21 protein-coding genes are annotated in these 23371 nt (G+C 63.7%); 14 read left to right on the top strand and 7 right to left on the bottom strand.

The window, feature by feature from the left end; all coding sequences use genetic code 11:
- Positions 1 to 72: 72 nt before the first annotated feature.
- From murB to lpxC, 6 genes are all read left to right on the top strand, one after another.
- A complete protein-coding gene (gene murB / locus CFK21_RS13010) occupies positions 73 to 987 on the top strand; it encodes a UDP-N-acetylmuramate dehydrogenase (RefSeq protein WP_096367620.1) in 915 nt (304 codons plus the stop codon).
- A complete protein-coding gene (locus CFK21_RS13005) occupies positions 984 to 1931 on the top strand; it encodes a D-alanine--D-alanine ligase (protein ID WP_096367062.1) in 948 nt (315 codons plus the stop codon). Before murB ends, CFK21_RS13005 begins: the two co-directional genes overlap by 4 nt.
- On the top strand, positions 1928 to 2713 hold the full coding sequence (locus CFK21_RS13000; protein ID WP_096367061.1) for a cell division protein FtsQ/DivIB: 786 nt from the start codon (positions 1928 to 1930) through the stop codon (positions 2711 to 2713). Before CFK21_RS13005 ends, CFK21_RS13000 begins: the two co-directional genes overlap by 4 nt.
- Position 2714: 1 nt before the next feature.
- Positions 2715 to 3947: a cell division protein FtsA gene (ftsA, locus tag CFK21_RS12995; protein WP_096367060.1), complete on the top strand. Its 1233-nt coding sequence runs from the start codon at positions 2715 to 2717 to the stop codon at positions 3945 to 3947.
- A 78-nt stretch (positions 3948 to 4025) separates the two neighbouring features.
- A complete protein-coding gene (gene ftsZ / locus CFK21_RS12990; RefSeq protein ID WP_096367059.1) occupies positions 4026 to 5192 on the top strand; it encodes a cell division protein FtsZ in 1167 nt (388 codons plus the stop codon).
- A 322-nt stretch (positions 5193 to 5514) separates the two neighbouring features.
- Entirely contained in the window at positions 5515 to 6429 is a 915-nt protein-coding gene (gene lpxC, locus CFK21_RS12985) for a UDP-3-O-acyl-N-acetylglucosamine deacetylase (protein ID WP_096367058.1), read from the top strand.
- A 63-nt stretch (positions 6430 to 6492) separates the two neighbouring features.
- Here the strand turns inward: lpxC and CFK21_RS12980 are convergent, their stop codons facing one another.
- A complete protein-coding gene (locus CFK21_RS12980) occupies positions 6493 to 6960 on the bottom strand; it encodes a DUF721 domain-containing protein (protein WP_157745684.1) in 468 nt (155 codons plus the stop codon).
- 60 nt (positions 6961 to 7020) lie between these two features.
- Between CFK21_RS12980 and CFK21_RS12975 the strand changes: the two genes are divergently transcribed.
- The 5 genes from CFK21_RS12975 to CFK21_RS12955 all read left to right on the top strand — a co-directional run bounded on the left by CFK21_RS12975 (position 7021) and on the right by CFK21_RS12955 (position 13800).
- The gene (locus CFK21_RS12975; RefSeq protein WP_096367056.1) at positions 7021 to 7944 is read left to right on the top strand and encodes a M23 family metallopeptidase; all 924 of its coding nucleotides are present in this window, start codon (positions 7021 to 7023) and stop codon (positions 7942 to 7944) included.
- Positions 7945 to 8221: 277 nt separating this feature from the next.
- Positions 8222 to 10954, top strand: coding sequence for a preprotein translocase subunit SecA (gene secA / locus CFK21_RS12970; protein ID WP_096367055.1), 2733 nt, complete (start codon positions 8222 to 8224; stop codon positions 10952 to 10954).
- A 206-nt stretch (positions 10955 to 11160) separates the two neighbouring features.
- Positions 11161 to 12375 (top strand): bifunctional glutamate N-acetyltransferase/amino-acid acetyltransferase ArgJ, encoded by a 1215-nt coding sequence (argJ, locus tag CFK21_RS12965; protein WP_096367054.1) that lies wholly within the window; start codon positions 11161 to 11163, stop codon positions 12373 to 12375.
- Positions 12344 to 13312 (top strand): Nudix family hydrolase, encoded by a 969-nt coding sequence (locus CFK21_RS12960; RefSeq protein ID WP_096367053.1) that lies wholly within the window; start codon positions 12344 to 12346, stop codon positions 13310 to 13312. Before argJ ends, CFK21_RS12960 begins: the two co-directional genes overlap by 32 nt.
- Positions 13309 to 13800 (top strand): hypothetical protein, encoded by a 492-nt coding sequence (locus tag CFK21_RS12955; RefSeq protein WP_096367052.1) that lies wholly within the window; start codon positions 13309 to 13311, stop codon positions 13798 to 13800. Before CFK21_RS12960 ends, CFK21_RS12955 begins: the two co-directional genes overlap by 4 nt.
- Positions 13801 to 13961: 161 nt before the next feature.
- On the opposite strand, the gene yacG is transcribed toward CFK21_RS12955, so the two are convergent.
- The 6 genes from yacG to pilB form a co-directional block, all read right to left on the bottom strand.
- Complete coding sequence (yacG, locus tag CFK21_RS12950) at positions 13962 to 14162, bottom strand: DNA gyrase inhibitor YacG (RefSeq protein ID WP_096367051.1); 201 nt, start codon at positions 14160 to 14162, stop codon at positions 13962 to 13964.
- 56 nt (positions 14163 to 14218) lie between these two features.
- The gene (gene zapD, locus CFK21_RS12945) at positions 14219 to 14989 is read right to left on the bottom strand and encodes a cell division protein ZapD (RefSeq protein WP_096367050.1); all 771 of its coding nucleotides are present in this window, start codon (positions 14987 to 14989) and stop codon (positions 14219 to 14221) included.
- Between the two features lie 319 nt (positions 14990 to 15308).
- Complete coding sequence (coaE, locus tag CFK21_RS12940; protein ID WP_096367049.1) at positions 15309 to 15926, bottom strand: dephospho-CoA kinase; 618 nt, start codon at positions 15924 to 15926, stop codon at positions 15309 to 15311.
- Between the two features lie 220 nt (positions 15927 to 16146).
- On the bottom strand, positions 16147 to 17022 hold the full coding sequence (locus tag CFK21_RS12935; protein ID WP_096367048.1) for a prepilin peptidase: 876 nt from the start codon (positions 17020 to 17022) through the stop codon (positions 16147 to 16149).
- Between the two features lie 10 nt (positions 17023 to 17032).
- On the bottom strand, positions 17033 to 18253 hold the full coding sequence (locus tag CFK21_RS12930; protein ID WP_096367047.1) for a type II secretion system F family protein: 1221 nt from the start codon (positions 18251 to 18253) through the stop codon (positions 17033 to 17035).
- Between the two features lie 94 nt (positions 18254 to 18347).
- Entirely contained in the window at positions 18348 to 20069 is a 1722-nt protein-coding gene (gene pilB / locus CFK21_RS12925; protein ID WP_096367046.1) for a type IV-A pilus assembly ATPase PilB, read from the bottom strand.
- 261 nt (positions 20070 to 20330) lie between these two features.
- On the opposite strand from pilB, the gene CFK21_RS12920 reads away from it, so the two are divergent.
- The 3 genes from CFK21_RS12920 (at position 20331) to CFK21_RS12910 (ending at position 23243) form a co-directional block, all read left to right on the top strand.
- Positions 20331 to 21239, top strand: coding sequence for a glycosyltransferase family 2 protein (locus tag CFK21_RS12920; RefSeq protein ID WP_096367045.1), 909 nt, complete (start codon positions 20331 to 20333; stop codon positions 21237 to 21239).
- A gap of 151 nt (positions 21240 to 21390) precedes the next feature.
- On the top strand, positions 21391 to 22311 hold the full coding sequence (locus CFK21_RS12915; RefSeq protein ID WP_096367044.1) for a sulfotransferase family protein: 921 nt from the start codon (positions 21391 to 21393) through the stop codon (positions 22309 to 22311).
- A 50-nt stretch (positions 22312 to 22361) separates the two neighbouring features.
- Entirely contained in the window at positions 22362 to 23243 is an 882-nt protein-coding gene (locus CFK21_RS12910) for a lysylphosphatidylglycerol synthase domain-containing protein (protein WP_096367043.1), read from the top strand.
- Positions 23244 to 23371 lie beyond the last annotated feature (128 nt).

Genomic DNA, 23371 nt, shown 5'->3' with positions numbered 1-23371 from the left:
AGCGGGGCGCGGCACCAGGAGCCTGACCTCGCGTTATGCACAGCGCAGCCGGAGCGGCAACAAACATTCATGATGGCGGCCAGTACACATAAACCGGAACCGCGCGGCGTGCTGCGCCTGGACGAGCCGATGGCGCGCCATACCACCTGGCGTGTCGGCGGTCCGGCGCGGGTCTGGTACCAGCCGGCCGATCTCGAGGATCTGGCGGCCTTCCTGGCCGCGCTGGCGGAGGGCGAGGAGATTGTCTGGGTCGGGCTCGGCAGTAACCTGCTGGTTCGCGACGGCGGCATTCCGGGCGTGGTGATCGCACCCTTCAGCGGCCTGAACCGGATGGAGTTGCAGGGCGACGGGCAGGTGCGGGCCGAGGCCGGTGTGAGCTGCGCCAAGCTGGCCCGCTTCTGCGGCCGCAACGGCCTGGCGGGCGGCGAGTTCCTGGCCGGGATCCCCGGCACTGTGGGCGGGGCGCTGGCAATGAATGCCGGGGCCTTCGGCGGCGAGACCTGGGAGCGGGTGGTGGCGGTGGAGACCATCGACCGTCACGGCCGGATCCGGCGACGCGAAGCCGGCGAATACAGGGTGGGCTATCGCACGGTGCAGGGTCCGGCGGGTGAGTGGTTCGTTGCCGCCCATATGCGTTTTCCGCCGGGCGAGACCGCCGCCGCACAGGAGAATGTCAGGCAGCTGCTGGCCCGGCGCGGCGAGACCCAGCCGACCAGCCAGCCCAGCTGCGGCTCGGTATTCCGCAATCCGCCGAACGATCACGCGGCACGCCTGATCGAGGCCTGCGGCCTGAAGGGATACTGCATCGGCGGTGCCTGCGTGTCGGACAAGCACGCCAATTTCATCATCAATGCCGGCGCTGCCACAGCGGCCGAGATCGAGCGGCTGATCGGCCATGTGCAGCGTCGGGTGGCGGAACAGACGGGGGTCGAACTGCAGACCGAGGTGCGCATCATCGGCATCGCAGCGACGGAGGATGGTGCATGAATGCCACGCAGACCACAGTCGACCCGGTCGCCTTCGGCAAGGTGGCGGTGTTGCTGGGCGGCAGTTCGGCCGAGCGCGAGATATCGCTCAGGAGCGGCCGCGCCGTACATGCCGCCCTGATCGGGGCGGGGGTCGATGCCCACCCACTCGATCCGGCCGAACCGGGTGTGCTGCGGCGACTGGAAACGGAAGGCTTCGATCGCGCCTTCATCGCCCTGCACGGGCGCGGCGGCGAGGACGGCGTGATGCAGGGCGCGCTGCAGACCCTCGGGCTGCCCTATACCGGCAGTGGCGTGTTGGGTTCGGCCCTGGGCATGGACAAGATCCGCACCAAGCGGATCTGGCAGTCGGCCGGCATCCCGACGCCGGAGTTCGCGGTGGTCAATGACGAATCCGGCCTGCAGCAGGCGCAGGAACAGTTGAGGTTTCCGGTCATCGTCAAGCCGGCGCACGAAGGCTCCAGTCTGGGCATGAGCCGGGTCGAGACACCGGCGGATCTGCCCGCGGCCTGGCGTGAGGCCGCGCAGTTCGATTGCGATGTGCTGGTCGAGCGCTGGATCGAGGGCGACGAATACACGGCCGCGCTGCTGGGCAGGGAAGCGCTGCCCCTGATCAGACTGGAGACGCCGCACAGCTTCTATGACTATGCCGCCAAGTACAGCGCCAATGACACCCGCTACCTGTGCCCCTGCGGTCTGCCCGCAGCGCAGGAGGCCGAACTTCAGGCGCAGTCCCGCGCCGCCTTCGCCGCAGTTGCGGCCAGTGGCTGGGGCCGGGTGGACCTGATGCTGGATGAGCAGAGGCGGCCCTGGTTCATCGAGGTCAACACCGTGCCCGGCATGACGGATCACAGCCTGGTACCGATGGCGGCGCGAGAGGCCGGTATCGATTTCACCCGGTTGGTGCTGCGGATACTGCAGACCAGCGAGGACGCGAAGTCATGAGCAGGAAGAGGCCTGGACAGGCGGTCAGGCGCGAAACCGAACAGCCGGCGTCCCGGCGCTGGGTGACGCTGCTCGGCAACGGTCTGGCCGCGCTGGCGCTGGTGCTGGCGCTGACCGGGGTTCATCAGTTGCTCGACTGGCTGCGTGATCCGCATGCCTGGCCGGTGCGTGAGGTGCAGATCGAAGGCGAATTCCGGCATCTGCGTCATGAACAGATTGCCGCGGCCACCCGGGACATGCTGCGGCATGGCTTTTTCGGGGTCGAGGTCGGCGCCGTGCAGCAGCGCCTGGCCGAGTTGCCCTGGGTGGAGGAGGCCGCGGTGCGGCGTATCTGGCCGGACGGGATGCAGCTGCGCATCCGGGAACAGATACCGGTGGCGCGCTGGGGCGAGGATGGACTGCTCAACGCGCGCGGCGAACTGTTCCAGCCGGACAACGTGGCCGAGTTCGCCGCACTGCCGCGACTGGCCGGGCCGATCAGCCTGCGCGAGCGGGTGATCCGGCGTTACATCGAATTCCGACAGGCGCTGCAGCAGATCGAGCGCCACCCGGTCAGCATCGACTTGGATGCGCGCCGCGCCTGGCGGGTGGAACTGGACAATGGAATGAGTATCCGGCTCGGTCGGCAGGACGAGGCCCGGCGCATGGCGCTGTTCATCGACGCCTATCCGCGGGTCTTCGCCGCCGCGCCGCAGCCGGCGCGCACTGTGGACATGCGCTACAGCAATGGTTTTGCCGTGCACTGGATGACAGCCGCGACACCGCAACGGCAAGAGGGTTGATATGACGAAAAGGTCGGAAAAGAACATGATCGTGGGACTGGATATCGGCACCTCCAAGGTGGTCGCCATTGTCGGCGAGGTGCTGCCCGAGGGCGGCATCGAGATCATCGGCATCGGCTCGCATCCCTCGCGCGGGATGAAGAAGGGCGTGGTGGTGAACATCGAGTCAACGGTGCATTCCATCCAGCGCGCTATCGAGGAGGCCGAGTTGATGGCCGGCTGCCAGATCCATTCGGTCTATGCCGGCATCGCCGGCAGCCATATCCGCAGCCTGAATTCGCACGGCATCGTGGCCATCCGCGACAAGGAGGTCACGCCGGGTGATGTGGAGCGGGTGATCGACGCCGCGCGCGCAGTGGCGATTCCCGCCGATCAGAAGATCCTGCATATCCTGCCCCAGGAATTCATCATCGATAACCAGGAGGGCATCAAGGAGCCGGTGGGCATGTCCGGCGTGCGCCTGGAGGCCAAGGTGCATCTGGTCACCGGCGCGGTGAGCGCGGCGCAGAACATCATCAAGTGCGTGCGCCGCTGCGGGCTGGAGGTCGACGACATCATCCTCGAGCAGCTGGCCTCGAGCTACTCGGTGCTGACCGAGGACGAGAAGGAGCTGGGCGTGTGTCTGGTCGACGTCGGCGGCGGCACCACCGACATGGCCGTGTTCACGGAAGGCTCCATCCGGCATACCTCGGTGATCCCCATCGCCGGCGATCAGGTGACGAACGATATCGCCGTGGCCCTGCGCACGCCGACTCAGCATGCCGAGGAGATCAAGATCAAATACGCCTGCGCCCTGACCCAGCTGGCCAGTTCCGACGACACCATCGAGGTGCCCAGCGTCGGTGACCGGCCGGCGCGGCGGCTGGCGCGCCATACCCTGGCCGAGGTGGTCGAGCCGCGCTACGAGGAACTGCTCACCCTGGTGCAGTCGGAGCTGCGCCGCAGCGGGTTCGAGGATCTGGTCGCCGCCGGCATCGTGCTGACCGGCGGCAGTTCCAAGATGGAAGGCCTGGTGGACCTGGCCGAGGAGGTGTTCCACATGCCGGTGCGCCTGGGTATGCCCCAGTACGTCGCCGGCCTGGCGGATGTCGTGCGCAATCCGATCTACGCCACCGGCGTGGGTCTGCTGCTGTTCGGCAATCAGAATCAGTCCCATCTCAACCTGGACATCCAGGGGCGGGGATTTCGCGGGGTCTGGGACCGGATGAAGAGCTGGTTCCAGGGAAATTTCTAGTTACGCAGTCACGGGGTTCCCGGTCGGTCCGGGAGCGAAGTGTCACTTAACCATCAAGTGTAATCGAGGAGACGAGCAATGTTTGAACTGATGGATGCATACAGCCAGAACGCTGTAATCAAGGTAATGGGCGTCGGCGGCGGCGGCGGCAATGCGCTGCAGCACATGGTCGAGGCCTGCATCGAAGGTGTGGATTTCATCTGCGCCAACACCGACGCCCAGGCGCTGCAGAACGTCTCGGCGCCGGTCACCCTGCAGCTGGGTTCCAGCATCACCAAGGGGCTGGGCGCCGGCGCCAATCCGGAAGTCGGCCGCCAGGCCGCGATGGAGGACCGCGATCGCATCGCCGAGGCCATCGAAGGCTCGGATATGCTGTTCATCACCGCCGGCATGGGCGGCGGCACCGGCACCGGGGCCGCCCCCATCGTGGCTCAGGTGGCGCGCGACATGGGCATCCTGACCGTGGCCGTGGTGACCAAGCCGTTCCCGTTCGAGGGCCGCAAGCGCATGGATGTCGCGCACAAGGGCATGGAGGAACTGGGCCAGTACGTGGACTCGCTCATCACCATCCCCAACGAGAAGCTGCTCTCCGTGCTGGGCAAGAACATGAGCCTGCTGGATGCCTTCAAGGCCGCCAATGACGTGCTGTTGGGCGCGGTGCAGGGCATCGCCGAGCTGATTACCCGGCCGGGTCTGATCAACGTCGATTTCGCCGACGTGCGCACCGTGATGTCCGAGATGGGCATGGCCATGATGGGGACCGGCGTCGGCCGCGGCGAGGACCGCGCCCGCGAGGCCGCCGAAGCGGCGGTCAACAGTCCGTTGCTGGAGGACATCAATCTGCTGGGCGCGGCCGGTATCCTGGTCAATGTCACCGCCGGCATGGATCTGTCCATCGGCGAGTTCGAGGAGGTCGGCAATACGGTCAAGGAGTTCGCTTCCGAGAATGCCACCGTGGTGGTGGGGACCGTGATCGACCCCGAGATGAACGATGAACTGCGGGTGACCGTGGTGGCCACCGGCCTGGGCCGGCCGAGCCAGGCCGCGCAGCCGGATGAGGAGCCGGCGACGGTCAAGCTGGTGGAAAAGAAGACCAACGGCGAACTCGACTACCAGCAGCTGGATCGGCCCACCGTGATCCGCAAGCGGGCCGCCGGCAGCGACTACGGTTCAGCCGCGCAGAACTATGACAACGATCTGGAATATCTCGATATTCCGGCGTTTCTGCGGCGTCAGGCCGACTGAGGCGAACGCGGGGGTCGAAAGACCCCGGAGGGTTGGGCCGCGGCGGATGGCGCCGGCCTTGGCTTCGTCTCCTCGAGCCGGGGGTGTCCGTTGCGGCCGTTTATTTAATGATGTCCGGGGGAGCTGGCCTGCCCCGGGTGAAAGGCGCCGAACCGGCCCGATTCCCTGGTGAAGCGGGAATGCCGGCGGCGGTTCGGTCCGGCGCGGCACCGGCCGACTTGACCAAAGTCAGATCCGGCCAGGGACGGGCTGTGTTAGCATCGCCCGATCCATTCGCACCGCAGGTGCCGTGATACAGCATTATTTAAGGTAACAACAGCCCATGATTCGACAGCGTACCCTCAAGAACGTCATCCGGGCCACAGGCGTGGGCCTGCATACGGGCGACAAGGTGTTCCTCACCCTGCGTCCGGCCGCGCCCGACACCGGCATCGTGTTCCGCCGTACCGATCTGGAGCCGCCGGTCGAGATCAGGGCCAGCACCGAGAACGTCGGCGATACCCGCCTGTCGACCTCCCTGGTCAGCGCCGGGGTACGCATCTCCACGGTCGAACATCTGCTGTCGGCCTTCGCCGGGCTGGGGATCGACAATGCCTGGGTGGATCTGAGCGCGCCCGAGGTGCCGATCATGGACGGCAGCGCGGGTCCCTTCGTGTTCCTGGTGCAGTCGGCCGGCATCGAGGAGCAGAACGCGCCCAAGCGCTTTGTGCGCATCAAGCGGCCGGTGCGGATCGAGGAGGGCGACAAGTGGGCCAGCCTCGAGCCCTTCGACGGCTTCAAGGTGGGGTTCACCATCGAGTTCGATCATCCGGTCTTCCACGGCCATGCCCAGTGCGTGGAGATCGATTTCTCCACCACCTCATTCGTGCGCGAGGTCAGCCGCGCCCGCACCTTCGGTTTCATGCGCGAGATCGAGCAGCTGCGCGAGCGCCGGCTGGCGCTGGGCGGCAGTCTGGACAACGCCATTGTGGTGGACGACTACCGGGTGCTGAACGAGGACGGGCTGCGCTACGAGGACGAGTTCGTCAAGCACAAGATCCTGGACGCGGTCGGTGACCTCTACCTGCTCGGCCACGGCCTGATCGGCGCCTTCCACGGCCACAAGTCAGGACACGCCCTGAACAACCGCCTGCTGCGGGCCCTGCTGGCCGATGCCGAGGCCTGGGAGACGGTCAGCTTCGAGGATGAGGCGGCGGCCGCCCCGGCCGCCTATCTGCGGCCGGTGCCTTCGGCCTGACTTCTCTGCGTTCTCCCTCACGCCAGCAGGCCCGCGTATGCGGGCCTGCTGCGTTTCCGGGGCTCAGCTTCGATCGCTCCGGCGACCGCGGCCGGCCAGACGCTGCAGGGCGCGAGACAGTTTTTCGTCGCCTACGGTGCGGGCCAGGGATGTGATCAGGGCCGCATTTTCGGCAGACAGCCGGGCCACCGGGCGCGCCGGCGGGGGGTTGGCGACGGGCTGATTCTGTGGCTGGATTCGCACTTCCAGCTTGGTCACCGTCACGGAATCGTCATCCGCGAACTGCTTGACTAACTGGGCCGACAGGAACCTCAGGCGGGTCGCCCAGGCGGCAGAATCTACGATTACTATCAGTGTGTTATCTCTTATCCGGCCGAGTCGGCAATGGGGTCGCAGAGGGGCGGGGAGGCGTGCCAGCAGCCGTTGTTCCAGGGTGGAATGGGCGGCCAGCGCCTGGCGCAGGGAGGCGCCGCCGGTGGTCTCAATACCACGCAGGTAACGGCCGATAGACTGGATGTTGGCGGCTTTCACAGGCGAACTGGCATCGAATTTGTAAACAGGTCTCAAAAACCGTTAGAGTAGCGCACGCGCATGAACATCATTCTCTTCACCAATCTACACGGACGTCCCGGCAGTCTCAATCTGAGTCGACCCCGGATCTACGTCCCGCTGCTCAGCCTGGGGCTGTTTCTGGCGGCGAGCCTGTTCTATCTGGGGTTTCAGCTGGGACAGGTCCAGGACGGGCCCGGACTGGCCGCCGGGCCGCAGTGGCGGCTGGAAGTGGCCGAGCAGCAGCGCGCCGTGGCCCAGGCCCGGCAGGAATCGCAGGCGCATCTGGACGCCCTGGCGATGCGTCTGGGCCAGCTGCAGGGCCAGGTGCTGCGTCTGGAGGGCCTGGGCCAGCGCCTGGTGGAGATGGCCGATATCGACCAGGGCGAGTTCGACTTCGAACAGATTCCCCCCCAGGGCGGTCCCGCCGCCGAGGCCACCGCCGGCTACGCCGTGCCCGACTTCATCGAGGAACTGGACACGCTGTCCCGGGTGCTGGATGACCGCGAGCAGCAGCTGCTGGCACTGGAATCCGTGGTGCGCACCCGGACCCTGAAGCAGCAGGGCGTGCCCACCGGCCGTCCCGTGACCAGCGGCTGGATGTCGTCCGCCTACGGCAAGCGCACCGACCCCTTCACCGGCAAGCAGGCCTGGCACGACGGCGTGGATTTCGCCGGCAAGGCCGGGACCGAGGTGGTGGCGGTGGCCGCCGGGGTCGTGACCTGGTCCGGCAGCCGCTACGGCTACGGCAACCTGGTCGAAATCAATCACGGCAACGGCTACGTGACCCGCTATGGCCACAACCGTGACCTGGTGGTCGAAGTGGGGCAGCACGTCAAGCCCGGCCAGGCGATCGCCAGGATGGGCTCCAGCGGCCGCTCCACCGGCCCGCATGTCCACTTCGAAGTGCTCAAGCACGGCAAGTCGGTCGATCCGGCCCGGTTCGTCTGGGCCAAGCGCTCGTGATTCCCGGCAAGGCGTGAGGAGGCTGGCCGGATCCTTCCGCGTCATCCCGGCGCAGGCCGAAATCCAGTGGATTACCCGCTGCGCTCGCCCTGCCAGCCTGAAGGGCATAAAGGACCGCCGTACCGGCGTTCAACACGCTCCGCGCTTCTGTCCGGCCTGCGCCGGGATGACGGTCGGTTCCTGCGCTCCCGCCCTTCCCACGCCCCCCTGACCTTTACCACTACATGCGGTATCATGGCCCATTCTGCCCGGAACCGGACCCATTGAAAGTACCTACATGGCCAGCAATCTGATCAAGAAGATTTTCGGCAGCCGCAACGACCGCATGGTCAAACGCATGTCCAAGGTGGTTGCCCGCATCAATGCCCTCGAGGATGACATTCAGGCCCTGTCCGATGAGCAGCTCGGCGCCAAAACCGGCGAGTTCCGGCAGCGGCTGGAGGCGGGAGAGAAGCTCGACGATCTGCTGCCCGAGGCCTTCGCCGTGGTGCGCGAGGCCGGCCGGCGGGTGCTGGAGATGCGTCACTTCGACGTCCAGCTGATCGGCGGCATGGTGCTGCACCAGGGCAAGATCGCCGAAATGCGCACCGGCGAGGGCAAGACCCTGGTCGCCACCCTGGCCGCCTATCTCAATGCCCTGCCGGGCAAGGGCGTGCACGTGGTTACGGTCAATGACTATCTGGCCCGGCGCGATGCCCAGTGGATGGGCCGGCTCTACGCCTTCCTCGGCATGAGCACCGGCGTGGTGGTGCCGGGTCTGTCGCAGGAGGACAAGCGCGCCGCCTATGCCAGCGACATCGTCTACGGCACCAACAACGAGTTCGGCTTCGACTACCTGCGCGACAACATGGCCTTCCGCCAGGAAGACCGCATGCAGCGCGAACTCAACTTCGCCATCGTCGACGAGGTCGACTCCATCCTCATCGACGAGGCGCGCACGCCGCTGATCATCTCCGGGCCGACCAACGACAACACCGACCTGTATGTGACGATCAACAAGCTGATCCCGAAACTGGTCCGGCAGGAGGACGAGGAAGGCGAGGGCGATTACAGCGTCGACGAAAAGAACAAGCAGGTGCACCTCAGCGAGACCGGGCACCAGCAGGTCGAGGAACTGCTCATCGCAGAGGGGCTGCTCAAGGAGGGCGACAGTCTCTACGACGCCGCGAACCTCACCCTGATGCACCACCTCAATGCCGGCCTGCGCGCCCACGCCCTGTACCAGCGCGACGTGGACTACATCGTGCGCGACAACGAGATCATCATCGTCGATGAGTTCACCGGCCGCACCATGCCGGGCCGGCGCTGGTCCGAGGGTCTGCACCAGGCGGTCGAGGCCAAGGAAGGGGTGCCGATCCAGAACGAGAGCCAGACCTACGCCTCCATCACCTTCCAGAACTATTTCCGCCTCTACGACAAGCTCTCCGGCATGACCGGCACCGCCGATACCGAGGCCTTCGAGTTTCAGCAGATCTACGGCCTGGAAGTGGTGGTCATCCCCACCCACCGCCCGATGGTGCGCAAGGATATGGGCGATCTGGTGTTCCTGACCACGAAGGAGAAGTTCGACGCCATCATCGAGGATATCCGCGACTGCCAACAGCGCGGCCAGCCGGTCCTGGTCGGCACCGCCTCGGTCGAGGCCTCGGAGTATCTCAGCAAGCTGCTGAAACAGCAGAAGGTCGAGCACGAGGTGCTCAACGCCAAGCAGCATGAGCGCGAGGCGCACATCATCACCCAGGCCGGTCGCCCGGGCATGGTGACCATCGCCACCAACATGGCCGGCCGCGGCACCGATATCGTGCTCGGCGGCAGCCTGGACGCCGATCTGGAGGCGCTGGGCGAGAACTCCGACGAGACCGCCGTGGCACGGGCGAAGAAGGAATGGGAGTTCCGCCACCAGCAGGTCCTGGATGCCGGCGGCCTGCATATCGTCGGCACTGAGCGCCACGAGTCGCGGCGCATCGACAACCAGCTGCGCGGACGTTCCGGCCGCCAGGGGGATCCCGGCTCCAGCCGTTTCTACCTGTCGCTGGAAGACAACCTGATGCGCATCTTCGCCTCCGAGCGCGTCTCCGGCCTGATGCAGAAGCTGGGCATGAAGGAAGGCGAGGCCATCGAGCACCCCTGGGTGAGCAAGGCCATCGAGAACGCCCAGCGCAAGGTCGAGGCGCACAACTTCAATATCCGTAAGCAGCTGCTGGAATACGACGACGTGGCGAACGACCAGCGCAAGGTCGTCTACGAGCAGCGCAGCGAGTTGATGGGCTCGGAGGATATCAGCGAGACCATCGAGCAGGTCCGCAGCGATGTGGTCAATCAGTTCATCGACAACTATATCCCGCCTGACAGCCTCGATGAGCAGTGGGACATTCCCGGGCTGGAACGGGCACTGGAGGACGAGTTCGGCCAGAAGCTGCCGGTGCAGCAGTGGCTGGACGAGGACCACGACCTGCACGAGGAGAGCCTGCGGCAGAAGATCCTGGACGAGTTGGTCGCGGCCTACCGGCACAAGGAACAACTCGCCGGCGAGCAGGTCATGCGCCACTTCGAGAAGTCCGTCATGCTGCAGGTGCTGGATCAGGCCTGGAAGGAGCACCTGGCGGCGATGGACTACCTGCGCCAGGGTATCGGCCTGCGCGGCTATGCGCAGAAGAACCCGAAGCAGGAGTACAAGCGCGAGGCCTTCGAGATGTTCACCGCCATGCTCGAGCGCATCAAGCACGAGGTGGTGGCAATCCTGAGCAAGGTCCAGGTGCGCGAGGAAAGTGACGTCCAGGCCGTCGAGGAGCAGCGCAAGCAGACCGCGCCCATGCAGTTCCAGCATGCCGAGGCCGACGCCCTGCAGGGCCAGGAACCGGAGCCCGCTGCTGCACCGGCCGAGGCCGGCGGCGAGGGCGAGCGGGAACAGGCACCCTTCGTCCGCGACGGCCGCAAGGTCGGGCGCAACGAGCCCTGCCCCTGCGGTTCAGGCAAGAAGTACAAGCAGTGCCACGGCAAGCTGTCCTGATAATTAACCCCGCTTAGCCACGGAATACACGGAAAGCACGGACCAAAGCAAGGTACTGATTCCCGTCATTCCCGCGAAGGCGGGAATCCAGATACCGCTGTGGTTACTGGATCCCCGCCTTCGCGGGGATGACAAAGTTCAATGATCAGATATTTGTCCGTGCTTTCCGTGTATTCCGTGGCGCTCTTGATCTTGAGTAATCGACCATGGCTGTTGGATTGACCCCTCCCGAATCCCTGCTCCCGGTGCCCGGTATCCGCCTGGGCACGACCGCGGCCGGCATCAGGAAGCCGGGCCGCCGCGACCTGGTGGTGATCGAACTGGCCCCGGGCAGCCACACCGCCGGCCTGTTCACCCGCAACGCCTTCTGCGCCGCGCCGGTGGTGGTGGCGCGCCACCACCTGCTGGAAGCCGCGCCGCGCTTCCTGGTCATCAACACCGGCAATGCCAACGCCGGCACCGGCCAGCGCGGTCTGGATGCCGCCGCCGATACCTGTCGCGCGCTGGCCGCGCAGGTCGGCCTCAGGCCCGACGAGGTGCTGCCCTTCTCCACCGGCGTGATCGGCGAGCCGCTGCCGCTGGACCGCCTCCTGGCCGGTCTGCCGGGGGCCCTGGCCGAATTGGACGAGGACGGCTGGCTTGCGGCCGCCGCCGGCATCATGACCACCGACACCGTGCCCAAGGGCATTTCGCGCCGGCTCGAACTGAACGGGCGTGAAGTCACCCTCACCGGCATCGCCAAGGGCGCGGGCATGATCCGGCCCGACATGGCTACCATGCTGGCCTTCATCGGCACCGACGCCGGCATCGAGGCCCCCGACCTGCATGGTCTGCTGGTGCAGGCCGCCGAGCGTTCCTTCAACCGCATCACCATCGACGGCGACACCTCCACCAACGATGCCCTCATGCTCATGGCCAGCGGTGCCAGCGGCGTGCAGGTCGAACGCGGCACGCCGGAATGGGACGCCTTTGCCGGCGCGTTGACTGAGGTGTGCCAGTTCCTGGCCCAGGCCATCGTGCGCGACGGCGAGGGGGCGACCAAGTTCGTGCGGGTGCAGGTCAGCGGCGGCGCGAGCAGCGCCGAGTGCCTGCAGGTGGGCTATACCGTGGCCCATTCACCGCTGGTCAAGACGGCCCTGTTCGCCAGCGATCCCAACTGGGGCCGCATCCTGGCCGCGGTCGGTCGCGCCGGCCTGGAGGCGCTGGTGCTCGAGCGGGTGAGCATCCATCTGGACGATGTCTGCATCGTGCGCGACGGCGGCCGCGCCGAGGACTACACCGAGGCTGCCGGGCAGCAGGTGCTGGCCCGGGAGGAGCTTGCGATCCGCATCGACCTGGGGCGCGGCGAGGCGAGCGAGAACGTCTGGACCACGGATTTGTCCTACGACTATGTGCGCATCAACGCCGAATACCGTACCTGAACCGATCGTCCTGGCCGCGATCCGCGATCAGCGGGATCGCATCCTCGTCAGCCGCCGCCACGATCATGCCCACCAGGGGGGGCTGTGGGAACTGCCCGGGGGCAAATGCGAACCGGGCGAAGCCGCCCTCGCCGCCCTGCAGCGGGAACTTCAGGAGGAAGTCGGCATCCGGGCCGGTAGCGTCACCCCCCTGATCCGTATCCCCTACCGTTATCCCGACCGCGAGGTGCGGCTGGATGTGTATGAAGTGCGGGACTGGGCCGGTGAGCCGTATGGCCGCGAGGGTCAGCCGCTGCGCTGGGTGAGTACGACTGAACTGGAGGGCCTGGCGTTTCCGCCGGCCAACGTCCCCATTCTGCGCGCGCTGCAACTGCCCGAGCGTTATCTGATCACGCCCGAGCCGGAGCAGCCCGACACCTTTCTCGCCGCCCTGGACCAGGCACTGGAGCAGGGTATCAAGCTGGTGCAGCTGCGCATCAAGCGCACGCCGCCAGCGGGGCTGGTCGAGGCCGCAATCGAACGGGTCCACCGCCACGGAGCGCGCATCCTCATGAACACGGGCAGCCTGACACCGCCGCCGGGCGCCGACGGCATCCACCTGACCGCCGATCAGCTGCAGGGGCTGAAACAGCGGCCGCTGCCGGCGCAGATGTGGGTGGGCGCATCCTGCCACGATCAGGATGAACTCGAGCGGGCCGCCGCCCTGGAACTGGACTTTGCCGTGTATGGGCCGGTGCAGCCCACATCCACCCATCCGGATGCGGTCCCGGCGGGATGGGCGGGGTTTGCCGCTGCCTGCGCGGCAGCGCGGCTGCCGGTGTATGCCCTGGGGGGGATGCACCGCGACGAGGCCGAAACCGCGCGCCAGCATGGCGGTCAGGGAATTGCCGCCATCCGGGGGTTGTGGCCGGCGGCGGTGCAGAAGGAGGAGCGATGAAATCCGCGCGTCTGAAGATCATGGCCTGGACCGGCTGGCTGCTGGTACTGCTGGCCGGAGGCTTGCTCGCCTATCATTATCTGGGCCGCCCGGCCCAGCCCGTTCTGCAGCTGCAGCCGGTGGAACTGCAGCTGCAGCAGGCCGACTGCCGGGCGGATCGCGGTTCCTGTACCGCCGGCGCCGAGGGGGCCCGCATCAACTTCGAACTGGGACCGGGGGTGCCGGTCATGCGTCCCTTCGCCATCCGTGCCACGGCCAGCCTGCCTGCGGGTGAGCAGCCGCAGCAGATCGAGGTGGACTTCAGGATGGTCGATATGGACATGGGCCGCAACCGTTACCGCCTGATGCGGGACGCGGATCACGTCTGGCAGGGCGTGGCCACGCTGCCGGTCTGCACCATGGGGCGCAGCGACTGGCAGGCGGTGGTGGAAGTCGAATCCGACAGCGGCCGGCGCTACCGGGCGGTGTTTCCGTTCGAGACTGAGTGATACAAAAGCGCCACGGAATACACGGAAGGCACGGACAACAATAATATAACCGTAGGTCGGGTCAGCCCGAAGGGCGTAACCCGACGTCTGTCCGCACAACTGTCGGGCTACGCTGCGCTAACCCGACCTACTTATATTTCGGTGTATTCCGTGACGCTGTTTCAATCCTGCCCGTCATCGCTGCTGGGGATATCCTCCAGCGGCGGGCCGGGGATGCGTTTCTCCTCGGCCACCCATTCCCCCAGGTCGATCAGCTTGCAGCGTTCGCAGCAGAAGGGCCGCCAGGGATTGTCTTCGGCCCAGCGGCTGGGTTTGCCGCAGATGGGGCAGGGCACGGTGGTCTGTTGCTTTGCTTTCGACATAAAGCCTTAATGTAGGATGGGTGAAGCGCAGCGCAACCCATCGATTTGTTGTCGTTTCAGATTGTGCAGCAGGCGATTTCGAATTCGATGTCCCGGCCGGTCTGCGTTGCCCTGTCGTTGATCGAGGGCTGTTCCATGAAACGCACGGTGAATCGGTGCTTGCCGCCGCTGATCTCGGCATAGAAGGTCGAGCCGGCCGGCACGGCGACGCGCACCATCTGGCAGGGCTGGTGCGGATCCAGGGATTTCTGGTAGAAGCCGGCCTCAGCGGTGGCGGGCTGGAACAGGTGGCTGCTGCGGATCAGCCGCAGGATCAGACGGATCGCCCGGCCGATCACGTCGAAGGCTTCCAGCCAGCCGGCCAGGTCGTGCAGCCGGTCCTCGGCCGGCAGCTGCAGCCAGAAATGGTAGACCGGCAGGTCGAAGTCGCAGGTGCCGCCGGGGATGGCGCTGCGCTGCTGGATGCTGGCGATCAGTTCGTTGCCCTTGAGATGGGCCCCGACCTGGCCCTTGATGGCATGCAGTTCGTCGATCAGGGTGTCGATCTCGTCGAGCAGGCTGGCCAGCTGGCCGCGGTCCACGTCCGGGCTCTGCTCCAGCCGTGCCAGGTTGGCCGTGTGCCGTTCCAACTCCTTCATGACTTCGGTCTTGAGGTCGCTGCGACCGAATATACTCAGGATCTCGAGCAGGGTGCTGACGGCTGCACGGCTGTCCCAGGGCGAGGTCCCGCCCAGCTGATGGCGCATCTGCTGGAACAGGAACTCGAGCCGCAGGAAAGAGCGAATACGCTCATTAAGCGGTTGTTCGTAAATGACTTTATGGTCCACTGGAGAGGGCTTGCGTCGGGCTGCCGGTGATTATCGTTGCCCTATTGTCACTCACTGATCCGGTTGCCGCAAATGGGAGAATGGGTAGGTCGGGATAAGCGCAGCGCTCGCGGCATTTGCGCATGCGGGAGGTTGTCCCGCGCGGCGTGATGCAGGAAACGGGCCTTAGGGCCGAATGACGCTTACTGAGTCGTCATTGCGAGGAACGAAGTGACGCGGCAATCTCCATCCGGTTGGTTCTGCAGTACGAGATTGCCACGCTTTGCTCGCAATGACGGGCGGCACTCGGCTTGAGTAAGTGCCATTCGCCTCAGGGCCCTTATTCCGGCCTGCGGCTTCCTGCTTGTTCCGCCAGTGTCAGATACCGGGCATGCAGCCCGTCGATGCGGTCCCGCAGTTGTTCCGGCGTGCCGTCATTGCAGAGGATATCGTCGGCTGCGGCCAGCCGGCGCTCGCGTTCGAGTTGACTGGCGAGGATGGCGGAGATCTGTTCGGGGTCGGCGTCATCGCGTTCAGCCAGCCGCGCGCGCTGAAGTACCTCCGGGCAGTCGACGACGAGGATGCGGTCGACCAGCGACTGCTGGCCGGCCTCGAGCAGCAGCGGAATCACCAGCAGACAATAGGGAGTGTCGAGCCGATCGGCGCGGGCCTGCATTTCGGCCGCGATGCGCGGGTGCAGAATGGCCTCCAGCCGCTTGCGCGCCATGGGGTCACGGAAGACATGGTCGCGCAGCCGGACGCGATCCAGTCGGCCGTCAGCGGCGATGAACGCCTGGCCCAGTTCCCGGGCGATCTCGGCCAGCGCCGGCTCACCCGGTTCCACCAGTTCCCGGGCAATCACGTCGGCGTCGATCACCGGCACGCCGAGTTCGGCAAAGCCCGCCGCCACGGTCGACTTGCCGCAGGCAATGCCGCCTGTGAGTCCGATCTTGAGCATGGAGATATCACCAAAAAATCAAAAGCGCCACGGACTACACGCAAAGCACGGACGATTATCTGGTCGGTTGGACTGAGTAAAGCGCGTAGGTCGGGTTAGCGCAGCGTAACTCGACAAGCATCCACGGGTCATGTCGGGTTACGCCCTTCGGGCTAACCCGACCTACATCTACATCTCATGTCCGTGCTTTCCGTGTCTTCCGTGGCTATCGATTGATCGATTATAACCCGGCGAAGCGCAGATAACCCTGGATGAGGTCCTCGCCCCACAGCAGCGCGATCCAGCCGGCGGCAGCGATGTAGGGGCCGAACGGGATGGGCAGCTGGCGGTCGCGGCCGAGAATCAGGATCATCGCCACACCGACCACGGCGCCGACGAGCGAGGAGAGCAGGATGATCAGCGGCAGCAGCTTCCAGCCCATCCAGGCGCCGCAGGCGGCGAGCAGTTTGAAGTCGCCGAAGCCCATGCCCTCCTTGCCGGTGAGCAGCCGGAACAGCTGGTACACCGTCCACAGTGCGAGATAGCCGGCAGCGGCGCCGATGATGGCCTGTTCCGGACCGACGAAGACCTCGCCCAGACTCAGCAGCAGGCCCAGCCAGAGCAGGGCCAGGGTGAGCGAGTCGGGCAGCAGCTGGTGCTCGATGTCGATCACGCTCAGGGCGATCAGCATCCAGGTGAAGACCAGGGCGGCGGCCAGCGGCCAGCCGAAGCCGAAATGCCAGGCCAGCAGCCCCGCGGTCAGGCCGGTGAAGGCCTCGACCAGCGGGTATTTGACGGAGATGGGTGTCCGGCACTCGCCGCAGCGGCCGCGCAGGAACAGCCAACTCAGGACCGGGATGTTTTCGATGGCGCGGATGCGGTGGCCGCAGTGGGGACAGCGCGAGGCCGGGGTGAGCAGGTTGAACCGTTCCGGAGTGGTATCGTCCGCAGTCGGCGCTGCGAGCAGTTCCCGGCACTGCGACTCCCACTCGCGCTGCATCATCAGCGGCAGGCGGTGGGCGACCACGTTGAGAAAGCTGCCGACCACCAGGCCCAGCAGCGCACAGACGCCGATCAGCCAGCCCGGACTGGTCCGGATGAGTTCCAGCAGTTCCATGGGTACAGGTTTATACGACCTGGCCCATCTTGAAGATCGGCAGATACATGGCGATGACCAGGCCGCCCACCAGCACGCCCAGGATCGCCATGATCAACGGCTCCAGCAGGCTGCTCAGGCCGTCGACGGCGTCGTCGACCTCCTGCTCGTAGAAGTCGGCGACCTTGCTCAACATGGCGTCCAGCGAGCCGGCCTCCTCGCCGATGGCGACCATCTGCACCACCATATTGGGGAACAGGCCGGTCTGGTTCATTGCCAGCTGCAGCTGCAGACCGGTGGAGACCTGGTCGCGCATGCGCAGCACGGCATTGGAATAGACGCTGTTGCCGGTCGCACCCGCCACCGAGTCCAGCGCCTCGACCAGAGGCACGCCGGCGGCGAACATGGTGGACAGGGTGCGTGCATAACGGGCGATGGCGGCCTTGGTCAGGATGTCGCCGACAATGGGCAGCTTGAGTACGATCTTGTCCAGTGTGTGGTTGAAGGCGGGCGAGCGTCGCTTGGCCTGCATGAAACCATAGATCAGGCCGCCGATGATGCCGAATACCGCCCACCAGTAGGACTGCATGAACTCGGACAGGTCGATCACCATGCGGGTGAAGGCCGGCAGATCGGCGCCGAAGCCGGCGAACAGTTCCTCGAACTGGGGGACCACGAAGATCAGCAGGATGGCGGTGACGATGAAGGCCACCACCACCACGGCGGTGGGATAGAACAGGGCCTTCTTGATCTTGCTCTTCAGCGCCTCGGTCTTTTCCTTGTAGGTGGCGATCTTGTCCAGCAGGGTATCCAGCACACCTGCGGCCTCGCCGGCCTCGACCAGGTTGCACACCAGCTCGTCGAAATACAGCGGGTGCTTGGCCAGGGCGTCGCGCAGGTTGCTGCCGCCCTCGACGTCGGTCTTGATGGTCATGACCAGCTCCTGCATGGAGGGGTTCTCATGACCGCGGCCGATGATGTCGAAGGCCTGCACCAGGGGTACGCCGGCCGACATCATGGTGGCCAGCTGGCGGGTGAAGATGGCGATGTCCTTGGGCTCGATCTTTTTCTTTCTGCGGCCCGAGGCCAGGGCGGATTTCTTCTTCACCTTGAGCGGCGTGATGCCCTGACGGCGCAGGTCGGCCTTGATCAGGTTCTGGTTATTGGCGCGGGTCTGGCCCTTGACCTTGTTGCCACGCCGGTCCGTGCCTTCCCAGACGAACATATCCTGTTTGAGCGCTTTCTCTGCCATCGTCCTTCTGTCCCTTGAGCTAATTCGTCGTCACAGGGTTGATTTCGTCGTCCCTGTAGGTCGGGTCAGCGAACAGCGTAACCCGACATTCCCCCTAGTCCTTGGTCACGCGGTTGACCTCTTCCAGGCCGGTGATGCCCTGCCTGACCTTCTCCAGCCCGCACTCGCGCAGGTCCATGATGCCCTCTTTCTTCGCCTGATCGGCGAGCTGGAGGGCGTTGCCGCCGTCCATGATGATGCGGGACATCTCCTCGGAGATCTCCATGACCTGATATATACCAACCCGGCCCTTGTAGCCGCCCGTGCACTGGTCACAACCTTCGGGATTGGCCTTGTAGAGCTTCAGCCCCGAGACGTCCTCCTGCTTGAAGCCCTCTTCCAGCAGGGCGGCCTCGGGTACATCATCGATCTGCTTGCAGTTGCTGCACAGGCGCCGGGCCAGGCGCTGCGCGATGATCAGGTTCACGGCCGAGGCGATATTGTAGGGCGGCACCCCCATGTTCATCAGGCGGGCCAGGGTCTGGGGCGCATCGTTGGTGTGTAGGGTGGACATGACCATGTGACCGGTCTGGGCCGCCTTGATGGCGATCTCGGCGGTTTCCAGGTCACGGATCTCACCCACCATGATGATGTCCGGGTCCTGGCGCAGGAAGGCGCGCAGGGCCTCGGCGAAGGTGAACCCGGTCTTGGGGTTCATGTTGCACTGGTTGATGCCCGGCAGATTGATTTCCACCGGGTCCTCGCAGGTGGAGATGTTGCGATCCGGTGTGTTGAGGATATTCAGGCCGGTGTAGAGCGAGACCGTCTTACCCGAACCGGTCGGTCCGGTGACCAGGATCATACCGTAGGGCTTGTTCAGGTTCTTCATGTAGAGTTGTTTCTGGTGTTCCTCGTAGCCCAGGGCGTCGATGCCCAGTTTGGCGCTGCTGGGGTCGAGGATACGCAGTACGATCTTCTCGCCGAACAGGGTCGGACAGGTATTCACACGAAAGTCGATGGCGCGGTTCTTGGAGAGCTGCATCTTGATGCGCCCGTCCTGGGGGACGCGGCGCTCGGCGATGTCCATGCGGCTCATGACCTTGACGCGGGCGGCGATCTTGTTGGCCAGGTTTACCGGGGGATTGGCCACTTCGTGCAGCACACCGTCCTGGCGGATGCGCACCCGGAAGGTCTTCTCGTAGGGCTCGATGTGGATGTCCGAGGCCCCCTTGTTGATGGCGTCGAGCAGGATCTTGTTGACGAAGCGCACCACCGGGGTGTCGTCGATTTCGGAGGAATCGACGTCCTGGCCGGCGTCATCTTCGTCGCCTGACTGGATATCCAGATTGTCCAGATCGTCGTCCATGAGATCGGACATAGTGCTGTCCATCGCATCCATGGCCGAGTCCAGGACCTTGGTGAGTTTGTCCTCCTCGACCAGGATGGGTTCGGTGGTGATGCCGGTATGGAACTTGATCTCGTCCAGGGCGGCCAGGTTGGTGGGGTCGGAGACAGCCACGAACAGCCGGTTGCCGCGCTTGAACAGGGGCAGGGCGTTGTGCTGACGGACCAGTTTCTCGTCCACCAGCTTGAGCGGGGCCGTCTCCATGTCCATGACCGACAGGTCGAACAGCGGCACGCCGAACTCGGTGCAGGCGGCATTGGCCACCTGCCGGCTGGTGCAGATCTTGTTGCCGACCAGATACTTGACCAGTGGCTGCTTGTCGCGGTTGGCCGTCTCCAGGGCCTGGAGCATGTCGGGTTCGGAGATGATTTCGTCCAGTACCAGACGGCGCGCCAGGCCGCTGAGCTGGATTTTGGGGTTCGGTGATACCATGAGTTCCGTCTACACTCCCTGAAACTGTGCAACTCAATGAAACTTTTTGGAAAAGCGGCTCAGCCGATACTGGCCAAAATACCATTAGTTTGTCGGCAGCTGGTAGGGTTTACTTAAAGATAAATAATTCTTATCCTGGTTAAATCAATTTTATGTTGCTGGCATCCTCGGGGCGCAGATGCCTCGGTATATTACCTGAAGTTTTTGTCCATGGCGGCGGTGCTTGGGGAAATAAATCAACTATAGATTCGAGTAGGTAGCATGGAAGAACTAAATAATACAGAAGTTTGCGAACTTTCGATCATCCTTCCGGCAAAAAACGAGGCGGCTGGCCTGCAGTCTCTGCTGCCCAGGTTGAGGGACCGGTATCCCGATGCGGACATCATGGTGGTGGATGATGGTTCAACCGATAGAACGCCCGACCTGGCAAGGGAGAACTCGGTGCGGGTCATCTCGCATCCCTATTCGATGGGTAATGGCGCCGCAGTCAAAACCGGGACGCGTGAAGCCAGGGGCGATATTCTCGTTTTCATGGATGCCGACGGGCAGCATGACCCGGAAGATATCGACAGGCTCCTGGCGAAAATGGGGGAGGGCTACGAGATGGTGGTGGGTGCGCGGCAACTTGATACCCATGCTTCGCAGGGTCGCCGCCTTGCCAACCTGTTCTATAACCGACTGGCCTCCATTATGACGGGGTACAGAATCGAGGATCTGACTTCTGGGTTTCGTGCTGTCCGTGGCAGGCATTTCCGGAAGTTTCTGTATCTGCTGCCAAACGGTTTCTCTTATCCAACGACAAGTACTATGGCCTTCTTCCGTTCCGGACTGCCGGTGGCGTATGTGCCTATCCGTGCTGGACGCCGTGAAGGCAAAAGCAATATCAAGGTGCTGCGGGATGGTTTGCGTTTCTTTATTATCATTATCAAGATTGGTGCGCTGTTTTCTCCGATGCGGTTGTTCCTGCCGATCAGTGCCCTGCTGTTCGTGACCGGGCTGGCATACTATGGATATACCTATATCCAGTGGCAGAGGTTCACCAATATGAGCGCCCTGCTGTTCAATTCTGCCTTGCTGACGTTTCTGATCGGCATTGTGTCCGAACAGGTCTCGGCACTGCATTATAAAGGGGCGGATGAGGATCGGCGTAGAAGCCGCAGGAGCGATTGATGCCTCAGGAATGATGCCTTGGCCGTCGATGGCAGCGGGGATTGTTCATTGTGCGACAATCAAGCAGACTCCATTTCCATATTATGGAAACCGAGCTTCATGATTTTGTGCCTGCTTCAGGGGCTTGAATGAGTATCCTGGTTCCGGGTCTATGACCAATTCCAAGGCATGCGGACCTATTTTTATTGCCGGCTGCGGTCGCTCCGGTACCTCTTTGTTGCGCACGATTGTCGATGCGCATCCTGATGTTTATATTCCATCGGAATCACTCTTTCTGGTCGACTATCTGCGCCTGGGCGACTGCAGGCCGGGATTGTTTATCCGTTGGCTGCTCCATCACGAGCCGCAACTGCTTTGTTGGTACAAAGGCCCCGAGGTGATTGGGGATACGGTTGTGCGAACTGTCGCCGGGCTGCATGAGAATATGTCAAAAACTGTTGGCGCGCGGATATGGGGGCAGAAGACGCCACGGTTCGTGCGATATCGATCCCTGTTTGAGTATGCGTTTCCGGATGCCAGGTGGGTCCTTGTATACCGGGATCCGCGTGCGGTTGTGGCCTCGATGAAGCGTTCGGGGCAGCACACCAATTCCGTTATCCGCGGCTGCAGACGTTGGAGGCGTGACAACCAGGAGATCGTCTCGTTCATCGAGTACCCGGAGTCGTGTCCGGAGAATGTTTTGCTAGTGAAATATGAAGAGTTGATTTGCCGGTTTGAGGAAACTATGAATGAGATACTCCGGTTTCTTCAGTTGCCCGCTGTCCCGGTTGAAAATCTTCTTGGTCAGGCAAAGCCGGTCTTTTTCTCCCGTTCAGGCTTTGAGATTAATACAGTCAGAAATGGTGTTAGACCAAACCCTAAGCGAATCAACGACTGGCAGAAAATTCTGCGCGATGATGAGATTGCTGCCATTGAGGGGCTATGCGCCAGAGAGATGTCGGCTCTGGGGTATGACCCGATGGCCAGTCGATCGCGCGGGTTTGGGTTTTTCTGGAGGGATCTGGCGGATCGGATCAGCGATGTGCGTATTATATATCGCTACATACGGTACTGGCCAAGCTATCTCTTGTAAACGCTGATGCGCAAGGTGCTACTGCTTCCCGCCAAGTTACTGATGCGGCCATGATTGCGGTCCTGCGCTATCTCCCGATTATTGCCATAGCTGCGGCTGCTGGCGCATTTATGGCGCTTGAGCCGGAGCGATTTCTCTCCGTCAGCGTCGATTGGGGCTTGATGGCGGGTTCAACTGTGCTGCTCTATGCATTTTTCTGGTATCGAGCATGGACCTGGCATGGTTATCTGCGCTCATCGGGGATATCGATGCCATTCAGACGGGCGGCGGCCAGCGTACTTCTTCCTGTGTTGACGAAGTATATTCCTGGTAAGGTATGGCCGATTCTGTCGATGGCTTCCCTGCTTGAGTCGCAAGACTTTCGATTTCGCGATTCCGTTGCGCGTGTCGGCTGGTATCAGGTAGCGATAATCCTTGCGGGTTTGGGAGTGGGGTCAATAGGCCTGCTTGCGATTGCGGGACAGGCCCCGGTGCTCTACCCCGTGCCACTTTTAATGGTTATTCTTGTCGTTTATGCAAGTGAGCGTAGTCGCGGTGTCCATCGAATATTGGCGCGATTTTCGTCGCGTGCGGGTTTGTCAATGCCGCGTGAGGGTGCGAACAGTATTCCTCTGCTGTTGTCATGTGCGATGCATTGGTTTTTGATGGTTGCGGCCTACTGGCTGATGTTCCGGTCAATTTCTGTTCATATCGATCCCGTCGTCATGCTCAGTCAGGCGGTCGCAAATGTTGCCGGAATACTCGTCCCATTTGCGCCCGCAGGTCTGGGTGTGCGCGAGGCCGCCGGGGCGGGCTACCTGATGACACAGATACCGGATGCGGGGGCTGCGCTCGTCTATGCTTCCATGGCAAGAGCCTGGTCGTTCTGTGTCGAAGTTATCGTCTTCTTGACGGGGCTTCTGATCCGGTCGCGGTTGTATAGTAAGGATTGATCTTCCGGGGTGCGGGGTGCCTCACAGTTGTATTATTAAGTTAACGCGAGGATGTGCTGTTTTATTTTCCGAGCGCTTGGGTGCAAGGTGCGTAGGATTTGTGGCGCGCTTATTGTCTGGCGACGTTG

The sequence above is a fragment of the Thiohalobacter thiocyanaticus genome, from assembly GCF_002356355.1.
GTDB classification, from domain to species: domain Bacteria; phylum Pseudomonadota; class Gammaproteobacteria; order Thiohalobacterales; family Thiohalobacteraceae; genus Thiohalobacter; species Thiohalobacter thiocyanaticus_A.
This window is presented reverse-complemented; position numbering and strand designations above follow the sequence as displayed.

Bases quoted from the DNA above. Each gene is read 5' to 3' on its own strand.
- murB (WP_096367620.1), top strand. From the start codon at position 73: ATGGCGGCCAGTACACATAAACCGGAACCGCGCGGCGTGCTGCGCCTG.
- CFK21_RS13005 (WP_096367062.1), top strand. From the start codon at position 984: ATGAATGCCACGCAGACCACAGTCGACCCGGTCGCCTTCGGCAAGGTG.
- CFK21_RS13000 (WP_096367061.1), top strand. From the start codon at position 1,928: ATGAGCAGGAAGAGGCCTGGACAGGCGGTCAGGCGCGAAACCGAACAG.
- ftsA (WP_096367060.1), top strand. From the start codon at position 2,715: ATGACGAAAAGGTCGGAAAAGAACATGATCGTGGGACTGGATATCGGC.
- ftsZ (WP_096367059.1), top strand. From the start codon at position 4,026: ATGTTTGAACTGATGGATGCATACAGCCAGAACGCTGTAATCAAGGTA.
- lpxC (WP_096367058.1), top strand. From the start codon at position 5,515: ATGATTCGACAGCGTACCCTCAAGAACGTCATCCGGGCCACAGGCGTG.
- CFK21_RS12975 (WP_096367056.1), top strand. From the start codon at position 7,021: ATGAACATCATTCTCTTCACCAATCTACACGGACGTCCCGGCAGTCTC.
- secA (WP_096367055.1), top strand. From the start codon at position 8,222: ATGGCCAGCAATCTGATCAAGAAGATTTTCGGCAGCCGCAACGACCGC.
- argJ (WP_096367054.1), top strand. From the start codon at position 11,161: ATGGCTGTTGGATTGACCCCTCCCGAATCCCTGCTCCCGGTGCCCGGT.
- CFK21_RS12960 (WP_096367053.1), top strand. From the start codon at position 12,344: ATGTGCGCATCAACGCCGAATACCGTACCTGAACCGATCGTCCTGGCC.
- CFK21_RS12955 (WP_096367052.1), top strand. From the start codon at position 13,309: ATGAAATCCGCGCGTCTGAAGATCATGGCCTGGACCGGCTGGCTGCTG.
- yacG (WP_096367051.1), bottom strand. From the start codon at position 14,162: ATGTCGAAAGCAAAGCAACAGACCACCGTGCCCTGCCCCATCTGCGGC.
- coaE (WP_096367049.1), bottom strand. From the start codon at position 15,926: ATGCTCAAGATCGGACTCACAGGCGGCATTGCCTGCGGCAAGTCGACC.
- CFK21_RS12935 (WP_096367048.1), bottom strand. From the start codon at position 17,022: ATGGAACTGCTGGAACTCATCCGGACCAGTCCGGGCTGGCTGATCGGC.
- CFK21_RS12930 (WP_096367047.1), bottom strand. From the start codon at position 18,253: ATGGCAGAGAAAGCGCTCAAACAGGATATGTTCGTCTGGGAAGGCACG.
- pilB (WP_096367046.1), bottom strand. From the start codon at position 20,069: ATGGTATCACCGAACCCCAAAATCCAGCTCAGCGGCCTGGCGCGCCGT.
- CFK21_RS12920 (WP_096367045.1), top strand. From the start codon at position 20,331: ATGGAAGAACTAAATAATACAGAAGTTTGCGAACTTTCGATCATCCTT.
- CFK21_RS12915 (WP_096367044.1), top strand. From the start codon at position 21,391: ATGACCAATTCCAAGGCATGCGGACCTATTTTTATTGCCGGCTGCGGT.
- CFK21_RS12910 (WP_096367043.1), top strand. From the start codon at position 22,362: ATGATTGCGGTCCTGCGCTATCTCCCGATTATTGCCATAGCTGCGGCT.